This window comes from Brevibacterium siliguriense (assembly GCF_900105315.1).
Classification (GTDB): Bacteria; Actinomycetota; Actinomycetes; order Actinomycetales; family Brevibacteriaceae; genus Brevibacterium; species Brevibacterium siliguriense.
On the sequence record NZ_LT629766.1, the window covers coordinates 3,640,384 to 3,663,265 of the forward strand.

Annotated in this window: 16 protein-coding genes and 2 pseudogenes; 4 read left to right on the forward strand and 14 right to left on the reverse strand. The window is 65.9% G+C overall.

The features are described 5' to 3' along the window. Positions 1-89: 89 nt before the first annotated feature. Complete coding sequence (locus tag BLU88_RS16390; RefSeq protein ID WP_092016308.1) at positions 90-1,469, reverse strand: NAD-dependent malic enzyme; 1,380 nt, start codon at positions 1,467-1,469, stop codon at positions 90-92. A 162-nt stretch (positions 1,470-1,631) separates the two neighbouring features. Here BLU88_RS16390 and BLU88_RS16395 point away from each other — a divergent pair, with 162 nt between their 5' ends. Beyond that, on the forward strand, positions 1,632-2,411 hold the full coding sequence (locus tag BLU88_RS16395; RefSeq protein ID WP_092016311.1) for an IclR family transcriptional regulator: 780 nt from the start codon (positions 1,632-1,634) through the stop codon (positions 2,409-2,411). 25 nt (positions 2,412-2,436) lie between these two features. Here the strand turns inward: BLU88_RS16395 and aceE are convergent, their stop codons facing one another. From aceE to uraD, 4 genes are all read right to left on the reverse strand, one after another. After that, entirely contained in the window at positions 2,437-5,184 is a 2,748-nt protein-coding gene (gene aceE / locus BLU88_RS16400; protein ID WP_092016314.1) for a pyruvate dehydrogenase (acetyl-transferring), homodimeric type, read from the reverse strand. 95 nt (positions 5,185-5,279) lie between these two features. Then, on the reverse strand, positions 5,280-6,164 hold the full coding sequence (gene pucL / locus BLU88_RS16405) for a factor-independent urate hydroxylase (protein WP_092016317.1): 885 nt from the start codon (positions 6,162-6,164) through the stop codon (positions 5,280-5,282). 154 nt (positions 6,165-6,318) lie between these two features. Continuing rightward, positions 6,319-6,642, reverse strand: coding sequence for a hydroxyisourate hydrolase (gene uraH, locus BLU88_RS16410; RefSeq protein WP_092016320.1), 324 nt, complete (start codon positions 6,640-6,642; stop codon positions 6,319-6,321). After that, complete coding sequence (gene uraD / locus BLU88_RS16415; RefSeq protein WP_092016323.1) at positions 6,639-7,130, reverse strand: 2-oxo-4-hydroxy-4-carboxy-5-ureidoimidazoline decarboxylase; 492 nt, start codon at positions 7,128-7,130, stop codon at positions 6,639-6,641. Before uraD ends, uraH begins: the two co-directional genes overlap by 4 nt. 199 nt (positions 7,131-7,329) lie before the next feature. Here uraD and BLU88_RS16420 point away from each other — a divergent pair, with 199 nt between their 5' ends. The 3 genes and pseudogenes from BLU88_RS16420 to BLU88_RS16430 all read left to right on the forward strand — a co-directional run bounded on the left by BLU88_RS16420 (position 7,330) and on the right by BLU88_RS16430 (position 10,421). Beyond that, positions 7,330-8,523, forward strand: coding sequence for a glycerate kinase (locus BLU88_RS16420; RefSeq protein WP_092016325.1), 1,194 nt, complete (start codon positions 7,330-7,332; stop codon positions 8,521-8,523). Next, positions 8,520-8,998 (forward strand): annotated as a pseudogene (locus BLU88_RS16425) (peroxiredoxin). The gene BLU88_RS16420 and the pseudogene BLU88_RS16425 overlap by 4 nt, the downstream one beginning before the upstream one ends. A gap of 346 nt (positions 8,999-9,344) precedes the next feature. After that, entirely contained in the window at positions 9,345-10,421 is a 1,077-nt protein-coding gene (locus tag BLU88_RS16430) for an IS110 family RNA-guided transposase (protein WP_092016329.1), read from the forward strand. Between the two features lie 45 nt (positions 10,422-10,466). On the opposite strand, the gene BLU88_RS16435 is transcribed toward BLU88_RS16430, so the two are convergent. The 9 genes and pseudogenes from BLU88_RS16435 to BLU88_RS16475 form a co-directional block, all read right to left on the reverse strand. Next, on the reverse strand, positions 10,467-11,456 hold the full coding sequence (locus BLU88_RS16435) for a DUF559 domain-containing protein (protein ID WP_092016332.1): 990 nt from the start codon (positions 11,454-11,456) through the stop codon (positions 10,467-10,469). Between the two features lie 147 nt (positions 11,457-11,603). Further along, a complete protein-coding gene (gene allB, locus BLU88_RS16440; RefSeq protein WP_092016335.1) occupies positions 11,604-12,959 on the reverse strand; it encodes an allantoinase AllB in 1,356 nt (451 codons plus the stop codon). Positions 12,960-13,049: 90 nt separating this feature from the next. After that, on the reverse strand, positions 13,050-14,843 hold the full coding sequence (gene gcl, locus BLU88_RS16445) for a glyoxylate carboligase (RefSeq protein ID WP_092016339.1): 1,794 nt from the start codon (positions 14,841-14,843) through the stop codon (positions 13,050-13,052). 158 nt (positions 14,844-15,001) lie between these two features. Further along, positions 15,002-15,898: pseudogene (locus tag BLU88_RS16450) on the reverse strand (2-hydroxy-3-oxopropionate reductase); the annotation flags it as partial. A gap of 34 nt (positions 15,899-15,932) precedes the next feature. After that, positions 15,933-16,757: a hydroxypyruvate isomerase family protein gene (locus tag BLU88_RS16455; RefSeq protein WP_092016345.1), complete on the reverse strand. Its 825-nt coding sequence runs from the start codon at positions 16,755-16,757 to the stop codon at positions 15,933-15,935. 170 nt (positions 16,758-16,927) lie between these two features. Then, on the reverse strand, positions 16,928-18,211 hold the full coding sequence (gene guaD / locus BLU88_RS16460; RefSeq protein ID WP_092016348.1) for a guanine deaminase: 1,284 nt from the start codon (positions 18,209-18,211) through the stop codon (positions 16,928-16,930). Positions 18,212-18,254: 43 nt separating this feature from the next. Next, the gene (gene xdhC, locus BLU88_RS16465) at positions 18,255-19,040 is read right to left on the reverse strand and encodes a xanthine dehydrogenase accessory protein XdhC (RefSeq protein ID WP_167356908.1); all 786 of its coding nucleotides are present in this window, start codon (positions 19,038-19,040) and stop codon (positions 18,255-18,257) included. Then, positions 19,037-21,415 (reverse strand): xanthine dehydrogenase molybdopterin binding subunit, encoded by a 2,379-nt coding sequence (xdhB, locus tag BLU88_RS16470; RefSeq protein WP_092016351.1) that lies wholly within the window; start codon positions 21,413-21,415, stop codon positions 19,037-19,039. Before xdhB ends, xdhC begins: the two co-directional genes overlap by 4 nt. Then, positions 21,415-22,872 carry a xanthine dehydrogenase small subunit gene (locus tag BLU88_RS16475; RefSeq protein ID WP_092016354.1) on the reverse strand — a complete coding sequence of 486 codons (1,458 nt, stop codon included), beginning with the start codon at positions 22,870-22,872 and terminating at the stop codon, positions 21,415-21,417. The genes xdhB and BLU88_RS16475 overlap by 1 nt, the downstream gene beginning before the upstream one ends. Positions 22,873-22,882 lie beyond the last annotated feature (10 nt).

The following is a 22,882-nucleotide window of genomic DNA, read 5'->3' on the forward strand; positions in this document are numbered from 1 at the left end:
CACGGGGTTCGACGGCGAGGCGGCGGCGCCTGGCTTGGCCTCATTGTCTCTCATTCTCCACCCCCAGGCACGTAAGGCTCTCTGGGGTTTCAGGACGAGACCTGGGCGACTGCCTCGGCGACCTTCTTCGCCACCTCCGGGTCGAACACGGAGGGGATGACGTAGCCGGGGTGGAGTTCGTCCTCGGGGATGCACGAGGCGATGGCATCGGCAGCGGCGACCATGATGTTCTCGTCGATGTCGCGGGCTTCGGCGTCGAGGAGTCCGCGGAAGATGCCGGGGAAGGCGAGGACGTTGTTGATCTGGTTCGGGTAGTCGCTGCGGCCGGTGGCGACGACGGCCGCCTGCTTGAGCGCTTCGGCGGGGTCCACCTCTGGGTCGGGATTGGCCATGGCGAAGACCAGGGCGTCCTTGTTCATCGCTGCGATATCGTCGCCGTCGAGCACATTTGGGGCGGAGACGCCGATGAACGCGTCTGCACCGACGACGGCTTCCTTGAGTGTGCCGGAGAACCCTTCGGGGTTCGTGTTCGCCTGCAGCCACTTCTTGTGGTCGGTGTCGACGGTCGAGTCCGGGCCGATCGCTCCGTCACGACCGCAGGCGATGATGTTCGTGGCGCCGGCGACCTGGAGGAGGCGGATGATGGCGTTGCCGGCCGCGCCGACTCCCGAGACGACGATGCGCAGGTCCTCGAGCTTCTTGTCCACGACCTTCAGCGCGTTCTTGAGCGCGGCGAGAGTGACGACGCCGGTGCCGTGCTGATCATCGTGGAAGACGGGGATATCGAGTTCCTCGCGCAGCCGCGCCTCGATCTCGAAGCAGCGCGGGGCTGCGATGTCCTCGAGGTTGATTCCGCCGTAGGCCGGGGCGATGGCCTTGCAGATGGAGATGATCTCCTCGGTGTCCTTCGTGTCGAGAGCCACCGGCCACGCGTCGACATCGGCGAACTGCTTGAACAGCACGGCCTTGCCCTCCATCACCGGCATGGCCGCTTCGGGTCCGATATCGCCGAGGCCGAGCACCGCGGTGCCGTCGGTGACCACGGCGACGGTGTTGCGCTTGATCGTCAGCCTGCGCGCATCCTCCTTGTTCTCCGCGATCGCCTTGCACACGCGGGCCACACCCGGAGTGTAGGCGCGGGAGAGGTCGTCGCGGTTGCGCAGAGGCACCTTCGGGGTGGATTCGAGCTTCCCGCCGAGATGGAGGAGGAAGGTCCGATCCGAGACCTTGTGGACCTCCACTCCGGACAGAGCGCTCAGGGCGTCGGAGACCTCGTCGGCATGGGCGACATCTCGGGTGTCGGCGCTGACGTCGATGATGACCGAATGCGGTGTGGATTCGACGACGTCGAGGGCGGTGACAGACGCACCGGTGGCGGCGGCCGCGGCGACGAGGTCGGAGGTAGAGGCCTGACCGACCTCGGTGCCGACGCGCAGGGTGATGGAATATCCGGGGCTGGTGGCGACCATGGGAAATATCCTCCTTGATATCAAGATTCCGTATTATGGATACTAACTTTTGCCTAGTGGAAATTCTAGACGGTTCGCGTGGATTCGGAAAGTTTCTTCCATTTCGCGACTAGACTGAACGGAGTTTCACAGCCGAGACTCACCACAGATTAAGGAACTTCGATGAGCAGCAAGGACACCCCGGCGATCCGCCAGTCCAAAGGCGGCGTGCAGTCCGTCGAACGTGCGTTCGGACTGCTTGAGTGCATCGCGAACTCCGCAGGATCCGCGACGCTGAGCCATATCGCCGCCGACGTCAATCTGCCCCTGCCGACGATCCACCGCCTGCTCAACACCCTGGTCAACCTCGGCGTGGTCCGCCAGCTGCCCGACCGCGGCTATGCGCTCGGACCCGGGTTGGTGCGGCTCGGCGATATCGCCGGGTCTCAGCTCGGCGCCGTCGCCCGCCCCTACCTGCGCGAGCTCGTCGCCGAGCTCGGGGAGTCGGCGAACGTGGCGACGATGGACGGAGACATGGTCGTCTACGTCGATCAGGTCGCATCCGAACGCCAGATGAGGATGTTCACCGAGGTAGGACGCCGTGCCCATATGCACGCCACCGGGGTCGGCAAGGCCATCCTCGCGGGCCTGGAGCCCGAACAGGTCCGGCATATCGCAACCACCGCCGGGATGCCCACTCCCACGGAGTTCAGCATCGGGACGATCGGTGAGCTCGAGGCCGAGCTCGGCCGCATCCGTGAGCGCGGCTATGCCATCGACGAGCAGGAGCAGGAGCTCGGGGTGCGCTGCTTCGCCATGGCCATCCCCGACTCCCCCGCACCCTTGGCGATCTCCGTATCGGGCCCGATCAGCCGCGTCGACCAATCGTTCGCCGATCGCGCGGTACCGCTGCTCAAGGACGCGGCCGCCCGCATCTCCGCAGAGATGCAGAGCGGCCGCTGACCCTGCGTTGAGCTCCTGAACCTGGTCAGGAGTCTCCGCCGGCCGTTCCCGAGGTGCCGGCGTTGACGTCGTTCAGTCGATAGAGTCGAGCCGCCTCGGCGGGGATGGAGCTGTCGATCTCACCGCGCTTGGCGAGCAGCTGCAAGGTGCGCACGACCATGGAATGCGCGTCGATCTTGAAGTGCCTGCGCGCGGCGGCACGGGTATCGGAGAAGCCGAACCCGTCGGCGCCGAGCGTGGCGAAATCGTGATCCAGGTACGGCCGGATGAGATCCGGCTGAGTGGAGTCGAAATCGCTCGTGGCCACGATCGGCCCCGGCTGCCCGTCGAGTTTCTGGCGCACATACGGCACGCGTTGCGCGGCGGCGTCGCCACCGTCGGCGGCGGTCAGTTCCGCGGCTTCGCATTCGAGACCGTCACGGCGCAGCTGCGCCCATGAGGTCACCGACCACACGGCGGCGTCCACGCCCCAGTCAGCGGCGAGCAGGTCCCGAGCCTCGAGCGCCCAGGGCACGGCCACACCGGAAGCGAGCAGCTGTGCCTGCGGACGATCGCCCGCGGCCGCCTCGGCGACGCGGTGGATTCCCCTGAGGATGCCCTCGACGTCGACGTCGGACGGTTCGGCAGGCTGGAGCATCGGCTCGTTGTACACGGTGAGGTAGTACATCACGTTGCGCTCGTCATCGCCGAGGTCGTGCTCGCCGTACATGCGATGCAGACCGTCGCGGACGATATGCCCGATCTCGTATCCGAAGGCCGGATCGTAGACGCGCACGGCCGGGTTCGTGGCCGCGAGCACCGGGGAATGCCCGTCGGCATGCTGCAGCCCCTCACCGGTCAGGGTCGTCCGCCCGGCGGTGGCCCCGATGATGAACCCGCGGGTCATCTGGTCACCGGCAGCCCAGAAGGCGTCGCCGGTGCGCTGGAACCCGAACATCGAGTAGAACACGTAGATCGGGATCATCGGTTCGCCGTGGGTGGAGTACGCTGTTCCCGCCGCAGTGAATCCGGCCGCGGCACCGGCCTCGTTGATGCCCACGTGGAGGAGCTGCCCGCTCGTGGCCTCCTTGTACGAGAGGAACATCTCGCGGTCGACAGCGAGGTAGTTCTGCCCGTTCGGGTTGTAGATCTTCGCGGTCGGGAAGAACGCGTCGATCCCGAAGGTGCGGGCCTCATCGGGGATGATCGGCACGATCCTCTCACCCAACCCCTTCTCCCGCATGAGGTCCTTGAGCAGGCGGACGAAGGCCATCGTCGAGGCGGCCATCTGCTGCCCCGAGCCCTTCTTCGTCTGCGCGAATGCCTTGTCGCTGGGCGCGGGCAGGGTGATCCGATTGTTCGCAGGCTTCCGCGCCGGCAGGAATCCGCCGAGCTGACGCCGGCGGTCGAGCATGTACTGGATCTCCTCGGAGTCCTTGCCCGGGTGGTAATAGGGGACGGCGTACGGATCCTCGTCGATGACCTTGTCGCTGATCGGGATGTCCATCCGGTCGCGGAAGGCCTTGACGTCGGCGGCGGTGAACTTCTTCATCTGGTGGGTGGCGTTGCGCGACTCGAACGTCGTGCCAAGGCCGTAGCCCTTGACAGTCTGCACGAGGATGACCGTGGGCTTGCCCTTGGTGTTCACGGCCTTCTGATAGGCGGCAAAGACCTTGTGGTAGTCGTGTCCGCCGCGCTTGAGGTTCCAGATGTCGTCGTCGGACAGGTGGTCGACGAGTCCCTTCGTCGCAGGGGTCCGGCCGAAGAAGTTGTCGCGGATGAATCCGCCGGATTCGGCCTTGAAGGTCTGGTAGTCCCCGTCGAGAGTCTCGTTCATGATCTTCACGAGGTCGCCGGTGCGATCCTTGGCCAGCAGGTCATCCCATTCGCGGCCCCACAGCACCTTGATGACGTCCCAGCCGGCGCCGGTGAAGGTCGCCTCCAGCTCTTGGACGATCTTGCCGTTGCCGCGCACAGGCCCGTCGAGACGCTGCAGGTTGCAGTTGATGACGAAGGTGAGGTTGTCCAGTCCCTCGTTCGCGGCCAACTGCAGAGCTCCGCGCGATTCGGGTTCGTCCATCTCGCCGTCCCCGAGGAACGCCCACACCCGCTGATCCGAAGTGTCGGAGATCCCGCGGTGGTGGAGGTAGCGGTTCATCTGCGCTTGATAGATCGCGTTGATCGGGCCCAGACCCATCGACACGGTCGGGAACTGCCAGAATTCCGGCATCAGACGCGGGTGCGGATAGGAGCTCAGCCCGTGCGGGGCACGAGAGACCTCCTGACGGAATCCGTCGAGGTCGGCCTCGGTCAGTCGGCCCTCGAGGAAGGCTCGAGCGTACATTCCCGGTGAGGCATGCCCCTGGAAGAAGACCTGATCGCCGCCGCCCGGATGGTCCTGGCCGCGGAAGAAGTTGTTGAATCCGATTTCGTAGAGCGTGGCGGCTCCGGCGTATGTGGAGATGTGCCCGCCCACGGAGATCTCGGGCCGCTGTGCCCGGTGGACGAGCATGGCGGCGTTCCAGCGCAGCCATCGGCGGAAGCGGCGCTCGACTTTCTCCTCGCCCGGATAGAACGGTTCTTGGTCAACGGGGATGGTGTTGACGTAGTCAGTGGTGGTGACCTTGGGCTGGGCGACGGAGTTCGCGGCCGCGCGTGCACGCAGCGCCTCCATGATCTCGGCCGCGCGCTGGGTTCCGCGCGCGTCGACGAGCCCTTCCCAGGACTCGATCCATTCATCGACCTCTTCGTCGGTGATTCCCCTCGGACTCGCCGAGGTTATGTCCTGTGTCATATCGGGGTTTCCTTCTCACGGGGTCCGGGCTCCCGGAACAGTACCCCGGGAGCCCGGAGATGGAAAGTCCTGTCTCAGCAGGTGATGTTCAGATCTCAGCAGAAGCCGGCGACCTGTGCCCATGCGTCCTTGTTCTCGTCGACGCCTTTACGGGTGAAGGTGGCTTCGATGAGGCCGTAGGGGCGGTCGGCGACGATGAAGACCTCGTTCGGGTTCTCGAGCCCGAAACGTTCGATGTCATAGAGGAAGTGGTGCTTGTTCGGGCAGGAGAAGCGGATCTCGTCGATCTCCGGAACGGCCTCGATGACCTTCTCCCCCATCTGGTACAGCGTGTGCTGCAGAGCGTGGGAGAAGTGGTCGGTGAATGAGTCGAGGATAATCTCCTTGACCCTGGTGTACACGGCCTCGAAATCGAGGTCGGTGGTGTTGTAGATCCACCTGGTGGCGATATCGGTAGCCAGGATCCGGTCCTGGGTCTCCGGCAGAGTCGTGTACTTGTCCTTCGGGTAGCCGACGAAGCCCGATTCCGTGGTCTTGAGCACGGTGAGTCCGTTGAAGCCGGAGATCAGCGTGTCCTTATCGCCGTCCCGGGTGAAGACGACGGTGCGGACCTCGGGTGCGGACTTGAAGAACGAGTGCTTGTGATCGTTGATCCGGTCCCAGCCGTATTCTTCGGCTTCCCAGCGTCCGCCGGTGACCCAGTCGAAGTCCGACGTGAAATGATCGGCCAGGCCCATGAGGAACTGTTCGGGCGAGCTCACGCCCAGCTCCTTGGCCTTCGCGAAGACCGTGTTCTTCTGCGTGTCGGTGGCGACGACGTGTTCGTTGTTGCCTTCGGTATGGGCGGTCTCGAAGTCGCCCCACAGCTGCGATGTGACGTTGAGATCGCGGATCTCGTGGCGATCGGAATCGCGGTAGACCCGCATCAGTCGGTTCTCCGCCTTGCCGTACTGGTTCGATGTCAGTCGGACCTTGCTCATTGTCTTCCTCCAGTTCGTCGGCGTGCGCGCCTGCGCACACCGTGACCATTCGATTGGCGAGGCCTGCCCGGGTGAACCGGTCGGCTTCGGCGGTTTGTTGAGGATGGAGATCCTGCAGGGGGCCTGCTTCCCCTGTAGCGTTTGCGGGTGCGGCTCAGCTGCCGCGGTAGGTGCTGTACGCGAAGGGGCTGAGCAGCAGCGGAATGTGATAGTGCTCCTGTCCGGCCTGAACGGTGAAGTCGATGGTGACCACGGGGTGGAAGTGGTCGATCTCCCGGGCTGCGAAGTAGTCGCCGGTGCCGAAGACGATCCGGTAGTCTCCCGGCTCGAGGTGGTCTGGCCCGAAGTCCGCGACCCTTCCGTTGGCGTCGGTTCGGGCCGAGACGATGATCTCGTCACCGGTGTAGAGAGTGACCTCCAGGTCGGCGGCCGGGGTGCCGACCATCGAGTCGAGCGCGTGGGCGGTGATGAAGCTCATGAGAGAATTCCTTCAAGTCTCAGTTCGGCGATCTGGACGAGCTGTTCGCCGACCTCGGCGGTCTCATCCTCTGCAGTGTTGTCCATGCGACGCTCCAGCTCGGAGAGGATCTCCTCGGGCGTGCGGCCGGCGGCGCGGATGAGGAAGACGCGGTCGAAGCGGGTTTCGTAGGCCGCGTTCCCCTCGGCCAGCCGGGTCTGCACATCGGCCTCGAGGGTGCCGAGTCCGGCCTGTTCACGGCTCGAATGGGCCGCCTCCGCGCTCTCGCCCTTCGCTTTCTCACCGATGCGCGGATGATGGGACATCGCCGCGTCGATCTCAGCGGTGGTCAGCGGTCCGGCGGCGCGGGACGCCGACCTGGCGGAATCGAGGTCGGACAGAGGGCGGGCGTCGACGACCGCGTCGATCCACCGATCGACGTCGAGGCAGGGACGCAGAATTCCGCGGGCGTCATCGGCTGGGAGTCGGTTGAACTCGGCCAGGTCCACGGTGACCTCCTTGACAGGCAATGAATGACTTTCACTGTTCGGAATACCATTTCCGAACAACTGCTCCGAGTCTGCTGGGCACCACCGGCAATGTCAAATTGCTCACACACTTTTGTGGAAACTTTCTTCCGTATAGTGGATACTGGTCGTGTGGCAACCGCCGCACACCCGGCCAGTGACGATGAGGTTGAATGAGTGCATGAGCCCGACAACGACAGATCAGACCCCGTCAATAGTCTGCGCCCCTGACTCCTTCAAGGGTTCGGCCTCCGCTCCCGCCGCCGCGGCCGCCATGGCACGCGGAGCCCGGGCGGTCTTCCCCGGTGCACGGATCACCGAACTGCCTTTCGCCGACGGCGGCGAGGGCACGCTCGACGCGCTGCTCGCCGTCTGGGGAACCCGGCCGCGCGCAGTGGATACCGTCGATGCCCTGGGCAGGACCACCTCGGCGGCCTTCGGCCTCTCCCCCGACGGAAGGACTGCGGTCATCGAAGCGGCCCAGGCCAACGGGCTGCCGCAGGTCTCGGACGTGGAGCTGCGGCCCGAACGCGCCGACACCTACGGCGTCGGACTCATCGCGGCCGCGGCCCTCGACCTCGGGGTCGAGGAGATCCTGCTGTGCATCGGCGGTTCGGCGAGCACGGATGGCGGGACCGGAATACTGTCCGCCCTCGGCGCCCGGTTCACCGATGCGAACGGCGATCCCGTCGCACCTGGCGGCGGTGGCCTGGCCGCGATCACCACGGTCGACACCGCGGGGCTGGACCGGCGGGCGACGGCAGTGCGGTGGCGCATCGCCGTCGACGTCGACAATCCGCTCACCGGCCCCCGCGGGGCCGCTGCGGTCTTCGGTCCGCAGAAGGGAGCAGACGCGGACTCGGTGGCCGTGCTCGATTCCGGGCTCGGTCACTTGGCCGAGGTGCTCACCGGCACCTCTGCCGAGGCCGACTCCCTGGCCGCGACGCCAGGGTTCGGGGCCGCCGGCGGGATACCGCTGGGGCTGACGACCATGCTCGGCGCCGAGGTGGTGCCCGGCTCGACGATGGTCGCCGAGGCCGTGGGGCTGACCGAGACCCTAGCCGACTCCGACTTCGTGCTCACCGGGGAGGGATCCTTCGATTCCCAATCCTTGGGCGGAAAGGTCGTCGCGGCCGTGCGGGATCATGCCCCCGCCTCGGCGCGGGTGATCGTCATCGCCGGCCGGGTCGGCCTGTCCGCCGCACAATGTCGGGAAGCCGGGATCACGGCGGCGCTGTCGATCGCGCCGGGGCCCTCGGACCTGGCCACCCTGTCCGAGCGCGCCGAAGCGCTCATCGAGGACACGGCCGCGCAGGCGTGCGCGCTCAGCGCGCAGCCGGACACACCATTTCAACGACGAAAGGACACACCATGACCATCACGACTCAGACTCGGCTCGGCGTCGGAGACATCGCTCCCGACTTCACCCTCACCGACGCCGAGGGGCGAACCGTCTCGAAGGCCGACTATGCCGGCCGCCGCGTCATCCTCTATTTCTACCCGAAGGCCGCATCGCCGGGCTGCACGACGGAGGCCTGCGACTTCCGGGACAATCTCTCGGCGTTGGCGGCCGCCGGATTCGAAGTCCTCGGCATCTCCCCGACGACACCGAATCGCTCAAGGAATTCGCCGCCGAGGAGGGACTGACGTTCTCGCTGCTGTCCGACCCCGGTGCGGCAGTGGCGAAGGCCTACGGAAGCTATGGACAGAAAACGATCGGTGAGCACACGTTCCAGGGCACGCAGCGATCGACCTTCGTCATCGGCGCCGACGGCTCACTGACGCACGCCGAGTACGATGTCGACGCCCGCGGCCACGTCGCCCGCCTCCGCGCCACCCTCCTCCCCTAGTTGCTACCCGACGGCGGCTCAGATACCTCGCGCTGTGAGTATTGACAGTGGCTGGTCTGGGACTGGCTGGCAGAGTAGGTGTTGGCCTCTCCGTCCAGTAATCGTGACTCCACCTCGCGCTGACCCACACCGTGGTGTCTTGCCCTCGATTTGTCCGATCACATGGATGGTGCGGCCGGCACCAGCTCGGCCCACATCGGTAACTTGATCAGAAGGCTGTCCACCCCCCGAAAATCCAGGGGCGTGACTCATCACAGTGTTGTTCCGAAGTGATCTCTAACCCGGACCGGTACCGGCCGCAAGCGGCCACGCAACCCATCGGTCAAACAGGGAGCTTCGAACCGCTATGTCTATTGTCGCGCACTTATACAGTTTCTTCATCGGTGTTGATACACACGCCAGAAACCACGCGTATTCCATCGTCACCAACACTGGAATTCTCGTCGAAACCCGTTCCTTCCCCACCACGTCAGCAGGAATCAAACGAGCCCTCACCTGGGCCGGCAGGCGCACCAGCGGTGACCTCGACACCCTCTGGGTCGTTGAAGGTGCTGCCTCGTACGGTGCGGTGCTGACCGGACACATCGCCGCAGCCGGGTATCCGGTAGTCGAAGCCGGGCGTATGGATGCCAAAGCCCGCCACGGTGTCGGTAAGAGCGACGAGCTTGATTCCCGCCGGATCGCGGCATCTGTATTGCCTCTCGACGCCGATCAACTGCGGTGGCCGCGTCACGGTGAAGGTGTCCGGCAGGCGCTGCGTGTCCTGCTGGCAGCCCGGGACGCGATGACCACGGAACGGACTCGGATGATCAACTCCCTGACAGCTCTGGTGCGCACCATCGATCTGGGCATCGATGCCCGCAAGTCATTGACCAGTGACCAGGTCGACGAGATCGCGAAATGGCGGACCCGCAACGAAGACGTCGACTTGTCCACCGCCCGGGAAGAAGCGATCCGTCTGGCCAAACGCGTCCTCGTTTTGAACGATGATCTGCAGACCAACCATGACAGGCTCACCGAGCTTGTTGAAGCTAGTCCGGCCGCACCCTTGCTGGATGAGCCCGGGATCGGCCCATTCAGCACCGCTGTGTGCTTCACCGCGTGGTCCCACCCGGGGCGGGTGCGGAACGAGGCCGCGTTCGCAGCTCTGGCGGGAGTGAACCCGATACCTGCGTCGTCGGGCAACACGCGCCGGCACCGGTTGAACCGGGGCGGGGATCGGCAGTTGAACCGGGCCCTACACACAGTGGTCATGAACCGAATGGTCCATGACGAACGGACCAGGAACTACGTGGCCCGCCACCACGGTGAAGAACCGACGAAGAAATCCAAGAGGGAGATCAAGCGCAACCTCAAACGGTATCTAGCGCGCCGGGTCTACAAGATCCTCAACGCGCTCGATACCGTTCCTCAACCCGCTTGACAAGACATAGAAGGATCGAGGTATCTGAGCCGCCGTCGGGTGGTTCTATCCGGTGCGCAGACGAGCTGCGAGGATGCCGAGGATGCGTTCGAACGGTGAAGTGCGGAACAGATCTCCGAAGGTCAGGCGGATGATCTTGTATCCCCTGGCCTCGAGTGCGGCTTCGCGCGCCTTCTCCGCGGCGAGGCTCTCACGGGATGAGCGTCCGTCCATCGTATACTTCTCGAGTCCGTCGATCTCGACGATCAGTCGGGCATCGTGATTGCAGAAGTCGACACGGGCGATGACCTCTCCGCGGTGGCCGAAGAACTCCACCTGCGGCTCGAATCCCCTGATTCCGTGCTCGAAGAAGCGCACCGCCGCGATCGACTCCGAAGGAGCCTCGCGCCGTCCGTCGGTGAGATCGAGAGCGCGCAGCACCGCCGCGTCCCCACGAGATTCGGGACACTCCGCAAGCACCGCTTCGATGCGGAAACGCGTGGTGCGACTCCGTCGGATCACCTCGTCGAACATCGGCACGGACAGATCCGGACCATAGTCGCGGGCGATGTCGATGAGCGTGCGCTCCATCGTCGTCACGGCATAGATGCCGACCATCTTCCGGTGCGCCGACGGGACATCCCGGTTGCGCACATAGAGGTGCCGGTACTTGCGGCTGACGTTCGGTCGGAACACTTCAACTCGCGTCTCGGCCGGATAGGCGATCGGGAGTCCGTGGATGAGGGCCGCCGACAGATGCGAGAAGACCTCGCGCCCCTTCGTCACACGCCAGCGGCCCGAGGCGGTGTGGATCTTCTCCGCACGCGCGCGGATGAGGACTCTCAAGGGTTCGATCTCATCGCGCATATCGCCTTGGTGGCCGAACTCCTCGAAGTCCGCTTCGCTCAGGGCCGCCCAGATGGTTTCGTGTCGCACGTCATCGCACGACCCCGTCGCCACATAGCGTCCCCGGGCGATGCGTGTGAGGCAGCATCTCTCTCCGCGCCTGACTTCGTCTTTGGTGAACCCCAGCCGGTAGAGCTTGTCGGTCGTCATACACAGGTACATGACACCAAATTGCATCATCCGATATCAATAGACAATAGGTGCGCGCAATCTGTGGATAACTTCTACCCAGAACTACCTGACGGCGGCTGAGCTACCTCGCGCGAGGTAGCTGGGCCGCCGTCAGGTAGCAATTATTCAGCGGGCGGTGAGGAGGCGGCCGGCTGGGGTCTCGAAGTCGACCGGGGCGCCCCGCAGCACCGTCTGCGTGACTCGACCGCGGACGGTGCGGGTGTCATACGCGCTGATCTGGTTGCGGTGCCAGAGCTCCGTGGCCCGCACCGTCCACTCCTCGTCGGGGGCGAAGACGGCGAAGTCCGCGTCATTGCCCTCGGCGATCGCACCCTTGCCCTCGACCCGGGCCACGGTCGCCGGTGCCGCGGACATCCACCGGACCACCTCGGCGAGATCGACTCCGCGCTTCGCAGCCTCGGTCCACACGAGTGAGAGCCCCAGCTGCAGCGACGAGATGCCGCCCCACGCGGCACCGAAATCACCGGTGTCGAGCAGCTTGAGTTCGGCCGTCGAGGGCGAGTGATCGGAGACGATGCAGTCGATCGTGCCGTCGATGAGCCCCTGCCACAGCGCCTCCCGGTTCGATTCCTCACGGATCGGCGGGCAGCACTTGTGCGTCGTCGCCCCGTCCGGGATCTCCTCGGCGGTGAAGACGAGGTAGTGCGGGCAGGTCTCGACGGTGAGCTTGATGCCCTCGGCCTTGGCCGCGGCGATCTGATCCAGCGCATCCGCCGAGGACAGGTGCAGGATATGCGCCCGAGCCCCGGTTTCCCGAGCTGCGTCGATGACGCGGCCGATCGCGACGTTCTCGGCCTCGCGGGGGCGCGTGGCGAGGAAGTCGGCGAACTTCGGACCCGAGTTCTTCGGCGCCGAGGTCATCACCTCGTGATCCTCGGCGTGGACGATGAGCATTCCGTCGAACGAGGCGATCTCGGCCATGTCGGCCTTCATCTCGTCCGGCTCCAGCGGCGGGAACTCCTCGACTCCGGAGTCTTCGAGGAAGCATTTGAACCCGTAGACGCCGGCCTCGTGCAGGGGCCGCAGATCCGCGGTGTTGCCGGGAATCGCCCCGCCCCAGAATCCGACGTCGACGAAGGCCTTGGGTGCGGCGACCGCACGTTTGGTCTCCAGGGCCGCGACGTCGACCGTCGGCGGCAGCGAGTTCAGCGGCATGTCGACGATCGTCGTCACTCCCCCGGCTGCGGCCGCGCGGGTGGCGCTGGCGAAGCCCTCCCACTCGGCGCGGCCGGGATCGTTGACGTGGACATGAGAGTCGACGAGACCGGGCAACAGCACCTGGTCATCCCCGATCTCGATGACCTTCGCACTCGCCGAGGCGGTCGTGCCCAGATCCTGTCCACCGCGGGCGATCTCGGCGATCTTCCCGCCCCTGACCCCGACCGTCACCGGCTCGATGCCCTCAGGCAGCAGAGCCTTCGCGGCGTGGATGATCAGATCGAAGTCGGCGTCGTTGCTCATGTTCCTCCTCGGTCGCCCGCCCCAGAGGGCCGGTGGATGAAGTTTCGGTATACCGTTCTAGAATACTCGGCTCGGGCGGTTCGGCCCAACCTATTTCGCCGTAGCCAGGTCGCCCATCGGACTCAGCGCCGTCGGAGCGTCAGCCGGGGTCTGGGCGAGGGTCTCGAATTCGTTGATCTTATCGAGGGCAGTGCCCATCGAGATGTTCGTGACACGTTCGAGGATGACCTCGACGACCACCGGGACCTGGTGTTCGTCCATGAGCTCCTTGGCCACACGCAGGCCCTCTCCGATGAGTTCGGGGTCTTCGACCCTCAGCGCCTTGCACCCGAATCCTTGCGCCACGGCTACATGGTCGACGCCGTACCCGGACGATGCGGAACCGGAGGAGTTGATGTTCTCGAAGGCCAGCGAGACTTCGTAGTCCATCTCGAATCCGCGTTGGGACTGACGGATGAGCCCCAGGTAGGAGTTGTTGACGACGACGTGGACGTAGGGAATCCGGTGTTGTGCACCGACCGCGAGCTCTTCGATCATGAACTGGAAGTCGTAGTCACCCGACAACGCCACCACGGTCTCGCCGGGCTTTCCCTTGGCCACGCCGAGCGCAGCCGGACCGGTCCACCCCAGGGGTCCGGCCTGTCCGGCGTTGATCCAGTGCCGGGGCCGATAGACGTGCAGCATCTGAGCGCCGGCGATCTGGCTGAGCCCGATCGTCGAGACGTAGGTGACGTCACGGCCGAAGGCCTCGTTCATCTCCTGGTAGACGCGCTGTGGTTTGATCGGCACCTCGGTGAAGTTCGTCTTCCGGTGCTCGGTCGACTTCCGTGCCGTGCATTCGCCGGCCCAGTCGGTGAAGTCCGGCAGCCCGCCCGATCGAGATCGCGCGGCGGCCAGCAGCGCATCGAGCGCGGCTCCCGCGTCCGAGGCGACACCGAAGTCCGGAGCAAAGACGCGGCCGATCTGGGTGGGTTCGATGTCGATGTGGACGAACTTCCGGCCTTTGCGGTACACGTCCAGGTCACCGGTGTGACGGTTGGCCCAGCGGTTGCCGATGCCGATGACGAGGTCGGATTCGAGGAAGGACGCGTTGCCGTAGCGCACATGCGTCTGGATTCCCACCATCCCCGCGGCCAGCGGGTGGTCGTCGGGGATCGCACCCCAGCCCATGAGTGTCGGTGAGACCGGGATGGAGGTGAGTTCGGCGAATTCGACGAGCCGGTCGGCGGCATCGGCGTTGATGATTCCGCCACCGGCGACGATGATCGGATGCTCCGCCTCGGCGATGAGGTCGAGGATCTTCTCCGCCTGCGCCGAGGTGGCTGCGGGCTTTGCGGGTGCCAGCGGTTCGTAGGCATCGATGTCGAATTCGATCTCGGTCTGCTGCACGTCGATGGGCAGGTCGATGAGCACGGGGCCGGGCCGGGCCGAGCGCATGAGCGCGAACGCGTTCTGGAAGACGCCGGGCACCTGTCCGGCTTCGAGCACCGTCTTTGCCATCTTCGTCACTGGTGCCGCGATCGAGGCGATATCGACGGCTTGGAAGTCTTCCTTGTCGAGCACGGCGACGGGAGCTTGGCCGGTGATGCACAGGATCGGCTGGGAGTCGGCGGCCGCGGCGTAGAGGCCGGTGATCATATCGGTGCCGGCCGGGCCCGAAGTGCCCAGGCAGACTCCGATGTTGCCGGGCGCCGAACGGGTGTACCCGTCGGCCATATGTGAGGCCCCTTCGACGTGGCGGGCCAGGGTGTGGCGGATTCCGCCGTGGGCCTTCATCGCCGAGTACAGCGGGTTGATCGCCGCTCCCGGAAGCCCGAAGGTCTCGGTAGCGCCTTCCTTTTCGAGGATGAGCACTACGGCGTCGACTGCGCGCATGCGTGTCATTGTTCGTCCTTTGTTCGTGAGCCGGCGACGACGCTGTCGCCGGCTCGGTTCATGGTTGGGCGGGACCGTCGGTGTCGTTAGGCCGACGACCCCGCCCTGCTGGTGTGGCCTCGGCCGGGGATGATCGACAGATCGATCACCGGCGCCGAGGCGGTGCTTCAGTTCTCGTTCTTGCCCGAGAGGGCTTCGATGACGGTGAAGAGACCCGAGTGGTCGAGTCCTCCATTGCCCTGCTGCACGGTGGCGGCGACGAGCTGGGCGACGGTGGCGCCGAGCGGGATGGCGACTCCGGCTTCGCGGGCAGCTGCGGTGACGATGCCCATGTCCTTGTGGTGGAGTTCGAGTCGGAATCCGGGATCGAAGGAGCGGTCGAGCATCTTCTGTCCCTTCTGATCGAGCACCTTGGATCCGGCGAGTCCGCCGCCGAGGACCTGCAGTGCCGCACCCGTTTCGACCCCATAGGCTTCGAGGAAGACAACGGCTTCGGCGAGGAGTCCGATATTGCCGGCGACCATGAGCTGGTTCGCGGCCTTGACGGTCTGACCGGCCCCCGAGGGGCCGACGAGCACGATGGTCTTGCCGACGGCATCGAACACATCGGCAGCGGCATCGAAGTCGGCCTGGTCGCCGCCGACCATGATCGACAGGACGCCGTCGATGGCTCCGGGTTCGCCTCCGGAGACAGGAGCATCTAGGGGCTTGAGGCCGGCATCCTTGGCCTTGCCTGCCAGTTCGGTGGCCACGTCTGGACGGATGGTGGAGAAGTCGATCCAGGTGGCCCCGGTCGAAGCGTGGGCGAGGATGCCGTCGTCGCCGGTCAGCACGGCTTCGACGTCGGGTGAGTCGGGAACCATGGTGATGATGACATCGGCCCCGGCCACCGCCTCGGCGATGGTGGCGGCGGCACTGCCACCCGCCTCGGCGAGGGCATCGGCCTTGGCCGGGGTGCGGTTGAAGCCGCGGACGTCGAATCCGGCGGCGACGAGGTTCTTGGCCATGGGCAGGCCCATGATGCCGAGTCCGATGAAAGCGATGGTCTTTGACATGGTGGGGTTTCCTTCGAGTCGTCGGTAGTGTGGTCAGTCAGCTTCAGGCGGTCTGGGCGGCGCGGTCGAGCCAGTCGAAGGCGGTCGCGCGGTCCTGTTTGTATTCGAGCGCCACGGATCCGGTGTAGCCGAGGTCGACGGCGCGTTCGATCCAATCGCGCAGCGGCAGCGATCCGGTGCCCGGTGCCCCGCGGCCGTCGGCGTCGGCGATCTGGATGTGGCCGAAGTTCGCGGCCTCGGCTTCGATGACGGCTGCGACGTCGTCGCCGTTGACGTGCATGTGGTAGAAGTCGGCGAGCACGGCGATGTTCTCGGGTCCGTCGGCTCGGACCTTTGCGACCACCTCGGCGGCGTCGGCGTAGCGCTTGAGCGGGTAGGCCTCGGCTCCGGAGACGGGTTCGACGAGGACGGTTCCACCGATCTCGGCGACCTTGCCGACGGCGAGCGCGAGGTTGGCGGCGGCTGTGGCGTCCTGTCCGGCCGGGTCCTGGCCGTCGGTGCGCAGTCCGTAGAGCGCGTTGAAGGCGCGGCAGCCGGTGCGCCTGCCGATCTCGACAACGATGGCGACGTTCGCGGCGAAGTCCTCTTCGGCGCCGATGATCGAGACCATTCCACGATCGCCTCCGGCCATGTTCCCGGCCCAGAAGTTCAGGCCCTTGAGGGCGACTCCTGCGGATTCGAGGGAGGCGATGAACTCATCGACCTCCGCCGAGGATGGGGTCGGGTTCCCGTCGAAGGGCCACCAGAATTCGACCTCGTCGAAACCGGCGTCCTTCGCGGCCTGGGCCCGTTCGAGGACGGGCAGTTCGGTGAGCAGAGTGGAGCAGTTGAGGACGTAGCTGCCGGGTGAGGTGAAGTTCTGGGACATGGAGCTCTCCTTTGAGTTGCCTCTGATTTCCGTATTATGGAATCATATTTCCGTTCCGTGAAATCAGCATAGGACGTCCGTGGAGTTCCCGTCAAGACCTTTCCCCCAGAACTACGTGACGGCGGCCCAGCAACCTCGCGCGAGGTTGCTGGGCCGCCGTCAGGTAGCAATTAGGGGTGGAGGTTCTTGCCGTCGACCCAGACTTCCGCGATGTCCCCCGGGGTGCCCATGGCGAAGATCTTTGCCAGGGCGTCCCCGTCGTCGGCGGCGTGGCGGATGCCGACGTCCAAGGGCTGGCCCTCGGGCGGGCGGATGAGGACGGCGTCGAAGCGCTTGCCCTCGCTCAGCACGCCGACCTCATCGAGCTCGAGCGCTTCGGCCCCGGCCGCGGTCGCCAGGTGCAGCAGATGCGCGGAGTTCAAAGCCACTCCCCCGGCCGGGTCGAGCTGCTGCATGAAGTATGACTGCACTCCCTCCTTGAGCAGGTTGAAGCCCGTGCCCGCCCCGACATCGGAGCCCAGAGCCACGCGGACGCCTGCCTCTATGTGTCTGCGCAGCGGGAAGAAGCCACTGGCCAGAGCCGAGTTCGAGGTCGGACAGTGCGCGGCCACGGCGCCGGCCTCGGCCATGCGCTCAAGCTCCCGATCCTGCGGGTGGACATTGTGCGCGAGCACGGTGCGCCGCCCCACGAGCCCCGCCCGATCGTAGGTGTCGAGGTAGTCAAGGACGTCGGGATGGATCTGCGCGACCCCGGAGATCTCATCGCGATTCTCGTTCAGATGCGAGGTCACCCAGATGCCCGGATTCTCCTCGACGAGACGACCGCCGGCGGCCAGCAGCTCCGGTCCGGCGGAGAATGAGAACCGTGGGGTCACCGCGTACCGCAGTCGCCCCTTCCCGTGCCACCGGTCGATGAGCGCCTGGCTCTCCTTCGTCGAGCGCTCCACATCGGTGAGCAGCGCATTTGGCAAGTTCCGATCACCGGTGACCAGACCGGAGGTGATCCGCAGTCCCGACTCATCCGCCGCGGAGAAGAAGATGTCCATGGCTGAGGCGAAGTGCGAACCGAAGACCATCGCCGAGGTGGTCCCCGCCGAGATCAGTCCCGTGAGGAATTCTCCAGCCACCGCCTTCGCGTAGGCAGGGTCCCCGAGATTCGCCTCTTCGGGCAGGGCGCACTGGTCGAGCCAGTCAAGCAGCGGCCGACCGAGGTGGCCGATGGCCCGCACCTGCGGCAGGTGGACATGGGTATCGACGAGTCCGGGGATGAGCACACCGTCGCGGAGGTCGACGACCTCGGCGTCAGGGTGCGCGGACCTGGCGGTGTCGAAATCGGTGCGGGAGGTGATGAGCCCGTCGTCGATGACGAGGGCGATGTCGGAGGCCGAGCGCAGTCGGCCCCCGGTGAATGGGTTGTCCGGCGTATCGAAGACGCGGGCACGGTAGATGACCACAGTGGTTCTCCTAGAGTCAGTGATTTCAGGCGGCAGAAAGGGTTCAGGCCATGCCGCCGAGCAGGTCCGCGGCGACGCTCACGGCGATCGTCGCGGGCGCTTTGCCCGGCAGTTCGGGCAGTCCGATGGGGCAGCGGATGGTGTCGATGGCCTCGGACTCGAAGCCTTCGGCGGCGAGGTTCTTGCGGAAGCGCTGCCATTTCGCGTTCGAGCCGATGAGGCCGACCGATCCGAGGTCGCCGCGGGTCAGTGCCGCGGAACACAGATGCAGGTCCTCGGCGTGGTCATGCGTCATGATGACCACATGCGCGCCGGCCGGCAGAGCGGTGAGCACCTCTTCCCCGACGACGGCGAATTCCGAGCGGATCCGCGCCACCGGGGTCTCCAGTGCATCGATGGCTTCGAGCTGTTCCGGCCGCGAATCGCTGACCGTGAGGTCGAGATCGTGGCGGGACAGGATCCGTGTGAGTTCGAGTCCGATATTGCCGATGCCGAAGATCGCCACCGAGACGGGCACCGGCAGGGGTTCGAAGAGCATGGTAACCTCTCCGCCGCAGCATTGCCTCCCGTATTTGGCCGGGGCCTTGTCGTTGAGCCGCAGGGTGAGCATCTCCGGAGTCGACTGCCCTTCGGTCAGCAGTTCCCGGGCACGGGTGAGGGCCGTCATCTCGAGATTGCCGCCGCCGATGGTCCCGAACAGGTCATCGGCGGTGGCGATCATCTTCGCTCCCGCCTCGCGTGGGGCATGCCCACGCACAGCGGCGAGAGTGATGAGGACAGCCGGCACCCGAGCTGTGCGAAGCTCGGCTGCGGTGTCCATCCAGGTCATGACGGAACTCGTTGTCCTTCCTTCGCCGAGGCGGCCGCCCCCGAGTCCTGCCCGCGGGCTTCTTCGATCGCCCAGAACACGGCTTCCGGTGTCGCCGGGGAGGCGAGGTCGACGCTGTGGCCGGGACGTGCGAAGGCGCCTACGGCCTCGCGCAGGGCTTCGCGGACGGAGAAGGCGAGCATGAGCGGGGGTTCGCCCACGGCCTTCGACCCGTACACGGCTCCCTCTTCGTGTGCCTTCTCCAGCAGGGCGATGTTGAAGACCTCGGGGACTTCGGAGAAGCTTGGGATCTTGTACGTGCTCGCCGCCTGGGTGGCCAGCCGGCCACGGCTCGGCTTGTCCGATTCGTCCCAGCGCAGATCCTCCAGGGTCAGCCAGCCGGCGCCCTGGATGAAGCCGCCTTCGATCTGTCCGATGTCGATCAGCGGAGACAGGGAGTCTCCGACATCGTGGACGATGTCGACGCGGCGCAGAGTGTAGGAGCCGTCGAAGCGGTTGACTTCGACCTCGGAGACCGCAGCGCCGTAGGCGAAGTACTTGAACGGCTCGCCGCGCATCTGCGAGAGGTTCCAGTGCAGTCCTTCAGTCCTGTAGAAGCCGGAGGCCGAGAGCTGGATGCGCTGGAAGTACGCGGTGTTGATGAGCTCTTCCCAGGTCACCGTCTTCGTCGAGGACAATGCGGAGACGATGCCCCGTGAGATCTCGACTTCATGGGCCGGTGCCCCGAGGATGCCGGCGGCGACCTGCCGCAGCCGGTCGAGGATCTGGTCGCAGGCGTTCTTCACCGCTCCGCCGTTGAGGTCGGAGCCGGAGCTCGCCGCCGTTGCCGAGGTGTTGGGCACCTTGTCCGTGCGGGTCGGCGCCAAGCGCACCGTCGACAGGGGCACGCCGAGGGTGGTGGCCGCGACCTGCAGCATCTTCTGATGCAGCCCCTGCCCCATTTCGGTGCCGCCGTGGGTGACGAGGACGGAACCATCCTTGTATACGAGCACGAGCGCCCCGCCCTGGTTGAAGGCGGTGAGATTGAACGAGATCCCGAACTTCACCGGGGTGATCGCCAGACCGCGCTTGATGTGCTCGTGGCTCACGTTGAACGCCTCGATCTCGGCCTCGCGGGCTTCGAGATCGGATTGGGCAATGAGCTGGTTCCAGCACGCCCCGATCCGTTCGGGATGACGCACCGGCTGGTAGTAGGGCGTGTCCTGACCTTTGGCGTAGAAGTTCCGGCGGCGCAGCTCACGGGCGCTGAGCCCCAGCTTGGGGGCGACGCGTCCGATGATGTCCTCCATGACGAGCATGCCTTGCGGGCCGCCGAATCCGCGGAAGGCCGTCTGCGAGGTCTTGTTGCATTTGGCGATGTGGCCGGTAACCCGGATGTTCGGCACCCAGTAGGAGTTGTCGATATGGCACATGGCCCGGGTGAGCACGGGTTCGGACAGGTCGAGGCTCCACCCGCCGTCGGCGGTCAGCGTCGCATCGAGGGCGAGGATCCGCCCCTCCTCGGTGAATCCGATCTTCCACGTCGAGTGGAAGCCGTGCCGTTTGCCGGTCATGGTGATATCGCGAGTGCGGTCGAGTCGCAGTCGCACCGGTCGTCCCGTCAGCCTCGCACCGAGCGCTGCCAGGGCCGCATAGCCGTGGGGCTGCATCTCCTTGCCGCCGAAGCCTCCGCCCATGCGCAGGCACTGCACGGTCACCTCGTGGGCGGGAACGCCGAGGACGTGGGAGACGATGTCCTGAGTCTCGGTGGGGTGCTGGGTCGATGACTGGATGAAGACCTGTTCGTTCTCATCCACATGGGCCAGACAGGCCTGCGTCTCGAGGTAGAAGTGCTCCTGGCCGGCGAACTCGAATTCGCCCTCGAAGACATGAGCGGCATCGGCGAACGCGGAGTCGACTTCGCCCTTGTCGATCGTCAGGGGCTGGCCGTGGTAGCTGTCGGCGGCGATCGCATCACGTACGGTCACCAGCGACGGCAGTTCCTCGATCTCGGCGGTCACGGCCGCCGCCCCTTCCTTCGCCGCTTCGAGATCCTCGGCGAGAACCCAGGCCAGTGGCTGGCCGAAGAACATGATCTCATCGACCGGCAGCATCGGCTCATCGTGCTTGACGCCCTGGTCGTTGACGCCGGGGATGTCTGCGGCGGTGATGACCTTGACGACTCCGGGCACCGCATAGGCGGGTGTGACGTCGATGGCGCCGAGGCGGCCGTGCGCGGTCGTCGACTGCACGGGGAAGGCGTGGAGGACGCCGGTGAGTCGGCCGACGAGGTCATCGGTGTAGAGCGCGGTTCCGGTGACGTGGCCGAAGGCGCTTTCGTGGTGGTGGCGTTCGCCGACGACCGGGTCGGCGGGGCGCTGGGAGAGCTGGCTCATCACTGGACCTCCTTGCTGGTCACGGCCGGGTGGCCGAGCTGCTCGGCGTAGAAGCGCTCGAGGGAGGACCGCAGCATCGCGGTCCGGTATTTCGCACTCGCCCGATGGTCGTCCATCGGGGTGCCTTCGGCGGCGAGCGTCTCCGCTGCCGCGTGCACGGTCTCCAGGTTCCACGGTCGGCCTTCGATCAGGGCCTCGGTTGCGGTGGCGCGCAGCGGTGTGGCGGCGACTCCGCCGAGGCCGATCCGGGCCTTGGCGATCAGTCCGTCGCGGACGTCGACGGCGTAGCCGATCGCCACCGATGAGATGTCGTCGAAGCGGCGTTTGGCGATCTTCTGGAACGACGTCAGCGGCGAAAGCGGCAGCGGGATGCGGATGGCGGTGATGAGCTCATCAGGCTCACGCACCGTCTGCCGGTACCCGGTGAAGTAGTCAGCGAGCGCCACGGTCCTGGACCCGCGCACGGAGGTGAGCACGAGGTCGGCCTCGAGGGCCAGCAGGGCCGGTGGGGTGTCGCCGATGGGCGAACCGGTACCGAGGTTGCCGCCGATCGTCGCCCCGTTGCGGATGAGACGGGAGGCGAACTGCGGGAACAGCTTGCCCAGCAGCGGAATGCTGCCGGAGAGTTCGCGTTCGAGCTCGGACAGGGTGTGGGAGGCGCCGAGCTCGACGGCGTCTGCGGTGCGGCGGATTCCGCGCATCTCCTCGAGCCGGTCGACGGCGAGGAGGTTCTTTGCGCGTGCTCCCTTGATGTTGACCTCGACGCCCCAGTCGGTGGCCCCGGCCACGACGGTGGCCTCGGGGTCTTGGCTGAGGATGGAGGTCGCCTCGGCGAGGGTGGCGGGGCGACGGTAGCGTCCGATCTGCCCCGTGGCGGTGTCGGCACGCTGATAGTCGGTGGCGACAGCGGCCGGGGCCGGGCGGTCACGGCGGGCGGCCAACGCATCGTCGGCGGCCGGCTGTCCGAGCGCATCGGCGGCGTCGCGGATGGGGCGGTAGCCGGTGCAGCGGCAGAGGTTTCCCGACAGGGAGTGGAGGTCGAAGCCGTCCTCACCGCGATCGGGTCGGTAGTATTCGGCGGCCATCGAGGAGATGAAGCCAGGGGTGCAGTACCCGCATTGGGATCCGCCGCGCACGGCCATCTCTTCCTGGACGGGGTGGACGGAGTCTCCATCGGCCAGACCTTCGGAGGTCACGACCTCTCCTCCGTCGAGGGCTGCCGCCGGCAGCAGACAGGAGTTGACCGAGGTCCAGCGGGTGCCACCGGATTCGTCGGGGCGGGCGACCATGATCGCGCAGGCTCCGCATTCGCCTTCGGCGCAGCCTTCCTTCGCTCCGGTCAGACCCTGACCGCGCAGGAAGTCCAGCGCATTCGTATGGGGTGGGCCGTCGAACTCGCGGACGGTCCCGTTGATTGTCACTTCGGCAGTTGAATGATCCGTTGTCGCTGCGGACATCGCACTTCAC

Coding starts and splice junctions, on each gene's coding strand:
- BLU88_RS16390 (WP_092016308.1), bottom strand. CDS start 1,469: ATGGTCGCCACCAGCCCCGGATATTCCATCACCCTGCGCGTCGGCACC.
- BLU88_RS16395 (WP_092016311.1), top strand. CDS start 1,632: ATGAGCAGCAAGGACACCCCGGCGATCCGCCAGTCCAAAGGCGGCGTG.
- aceE (WP_092016314.1), bottom strand. CDS start 5,184: ATGACACAGGACATAACCTCGGCGAGTCCGAGGGGAATCACCGACGAA.
- pucL (WP_092016317.1), bottom strand. CDS start 6,164: ATGAGCAAGGTCCGACTGACATCGAACCAGTACGGCAAGGCGGAGAAC.
- uraH (WP_092016320.1), bottom strand. CDS start 6,642: ATGAGCTTCATCACCGCCCACGCGCTCGACTCGATGGTCGGCACCCCG.
- BLU88_RS16420 (WP_092016325.1), top strand. CDS start 7,330: ATGAGCCCGACAACGACAGATCAGACCCCGTCAATAGTCTGCGCCCCT.
- BLU88_RS16430 (WP_092016329.1), top strand. CDS start 9,345: ATGTCTATTGTCGCGCACTTATACAGTTTCTTCATCGGTGTTGATACA.
- BLU88_RS16435 (WP_092016332.1), bottom strand. CDS start 11,456: ATGACGACCGACAAGCTCTACCGGCTGGGGTTCACCAAAGACGAAGTC.
- allB (WP_092016335.1), bottom strand. CDS start 12,959: ATGAGCAACGACGCCGACTTCGATCTGATCATCCACGCCGCGAAGGCT.
- gcl (WP_092016339.1), bottom strand. CDS start 14,843: ATGACACGCATGCGCGCAGTCGACGCCGTAGTGCTCATCCTCGAAAAG.
- BLU88_RS16455 (WP_092016345.1), bottom strand. CDS start 16,757: ATGTCCCAGAACTTCACCTCACCCGGCAGCTACGTCCTCAACTGCTCC.
- xdhC (WP_167356908.1), bottom strand. CDS start 19,040: ATGACCTGGATGGACACCGCAGCCGAGCTTCGCACAGCTCGGGTGCCG.
- xdhB (WP_092016351.1), bottom strand. CDS start 21,415: ATGAGCCAGCTCTCCCAGCGCCCCGCCGACCCGGTCGTCGGCGAACGC.
- BLU88_RS16475 (WP_092016354.1), bottom strand. CDS start 22,872: ATGTCCGCAGCGACAACGGATCATTCAACTGCCGAAGTGACAATCAAC.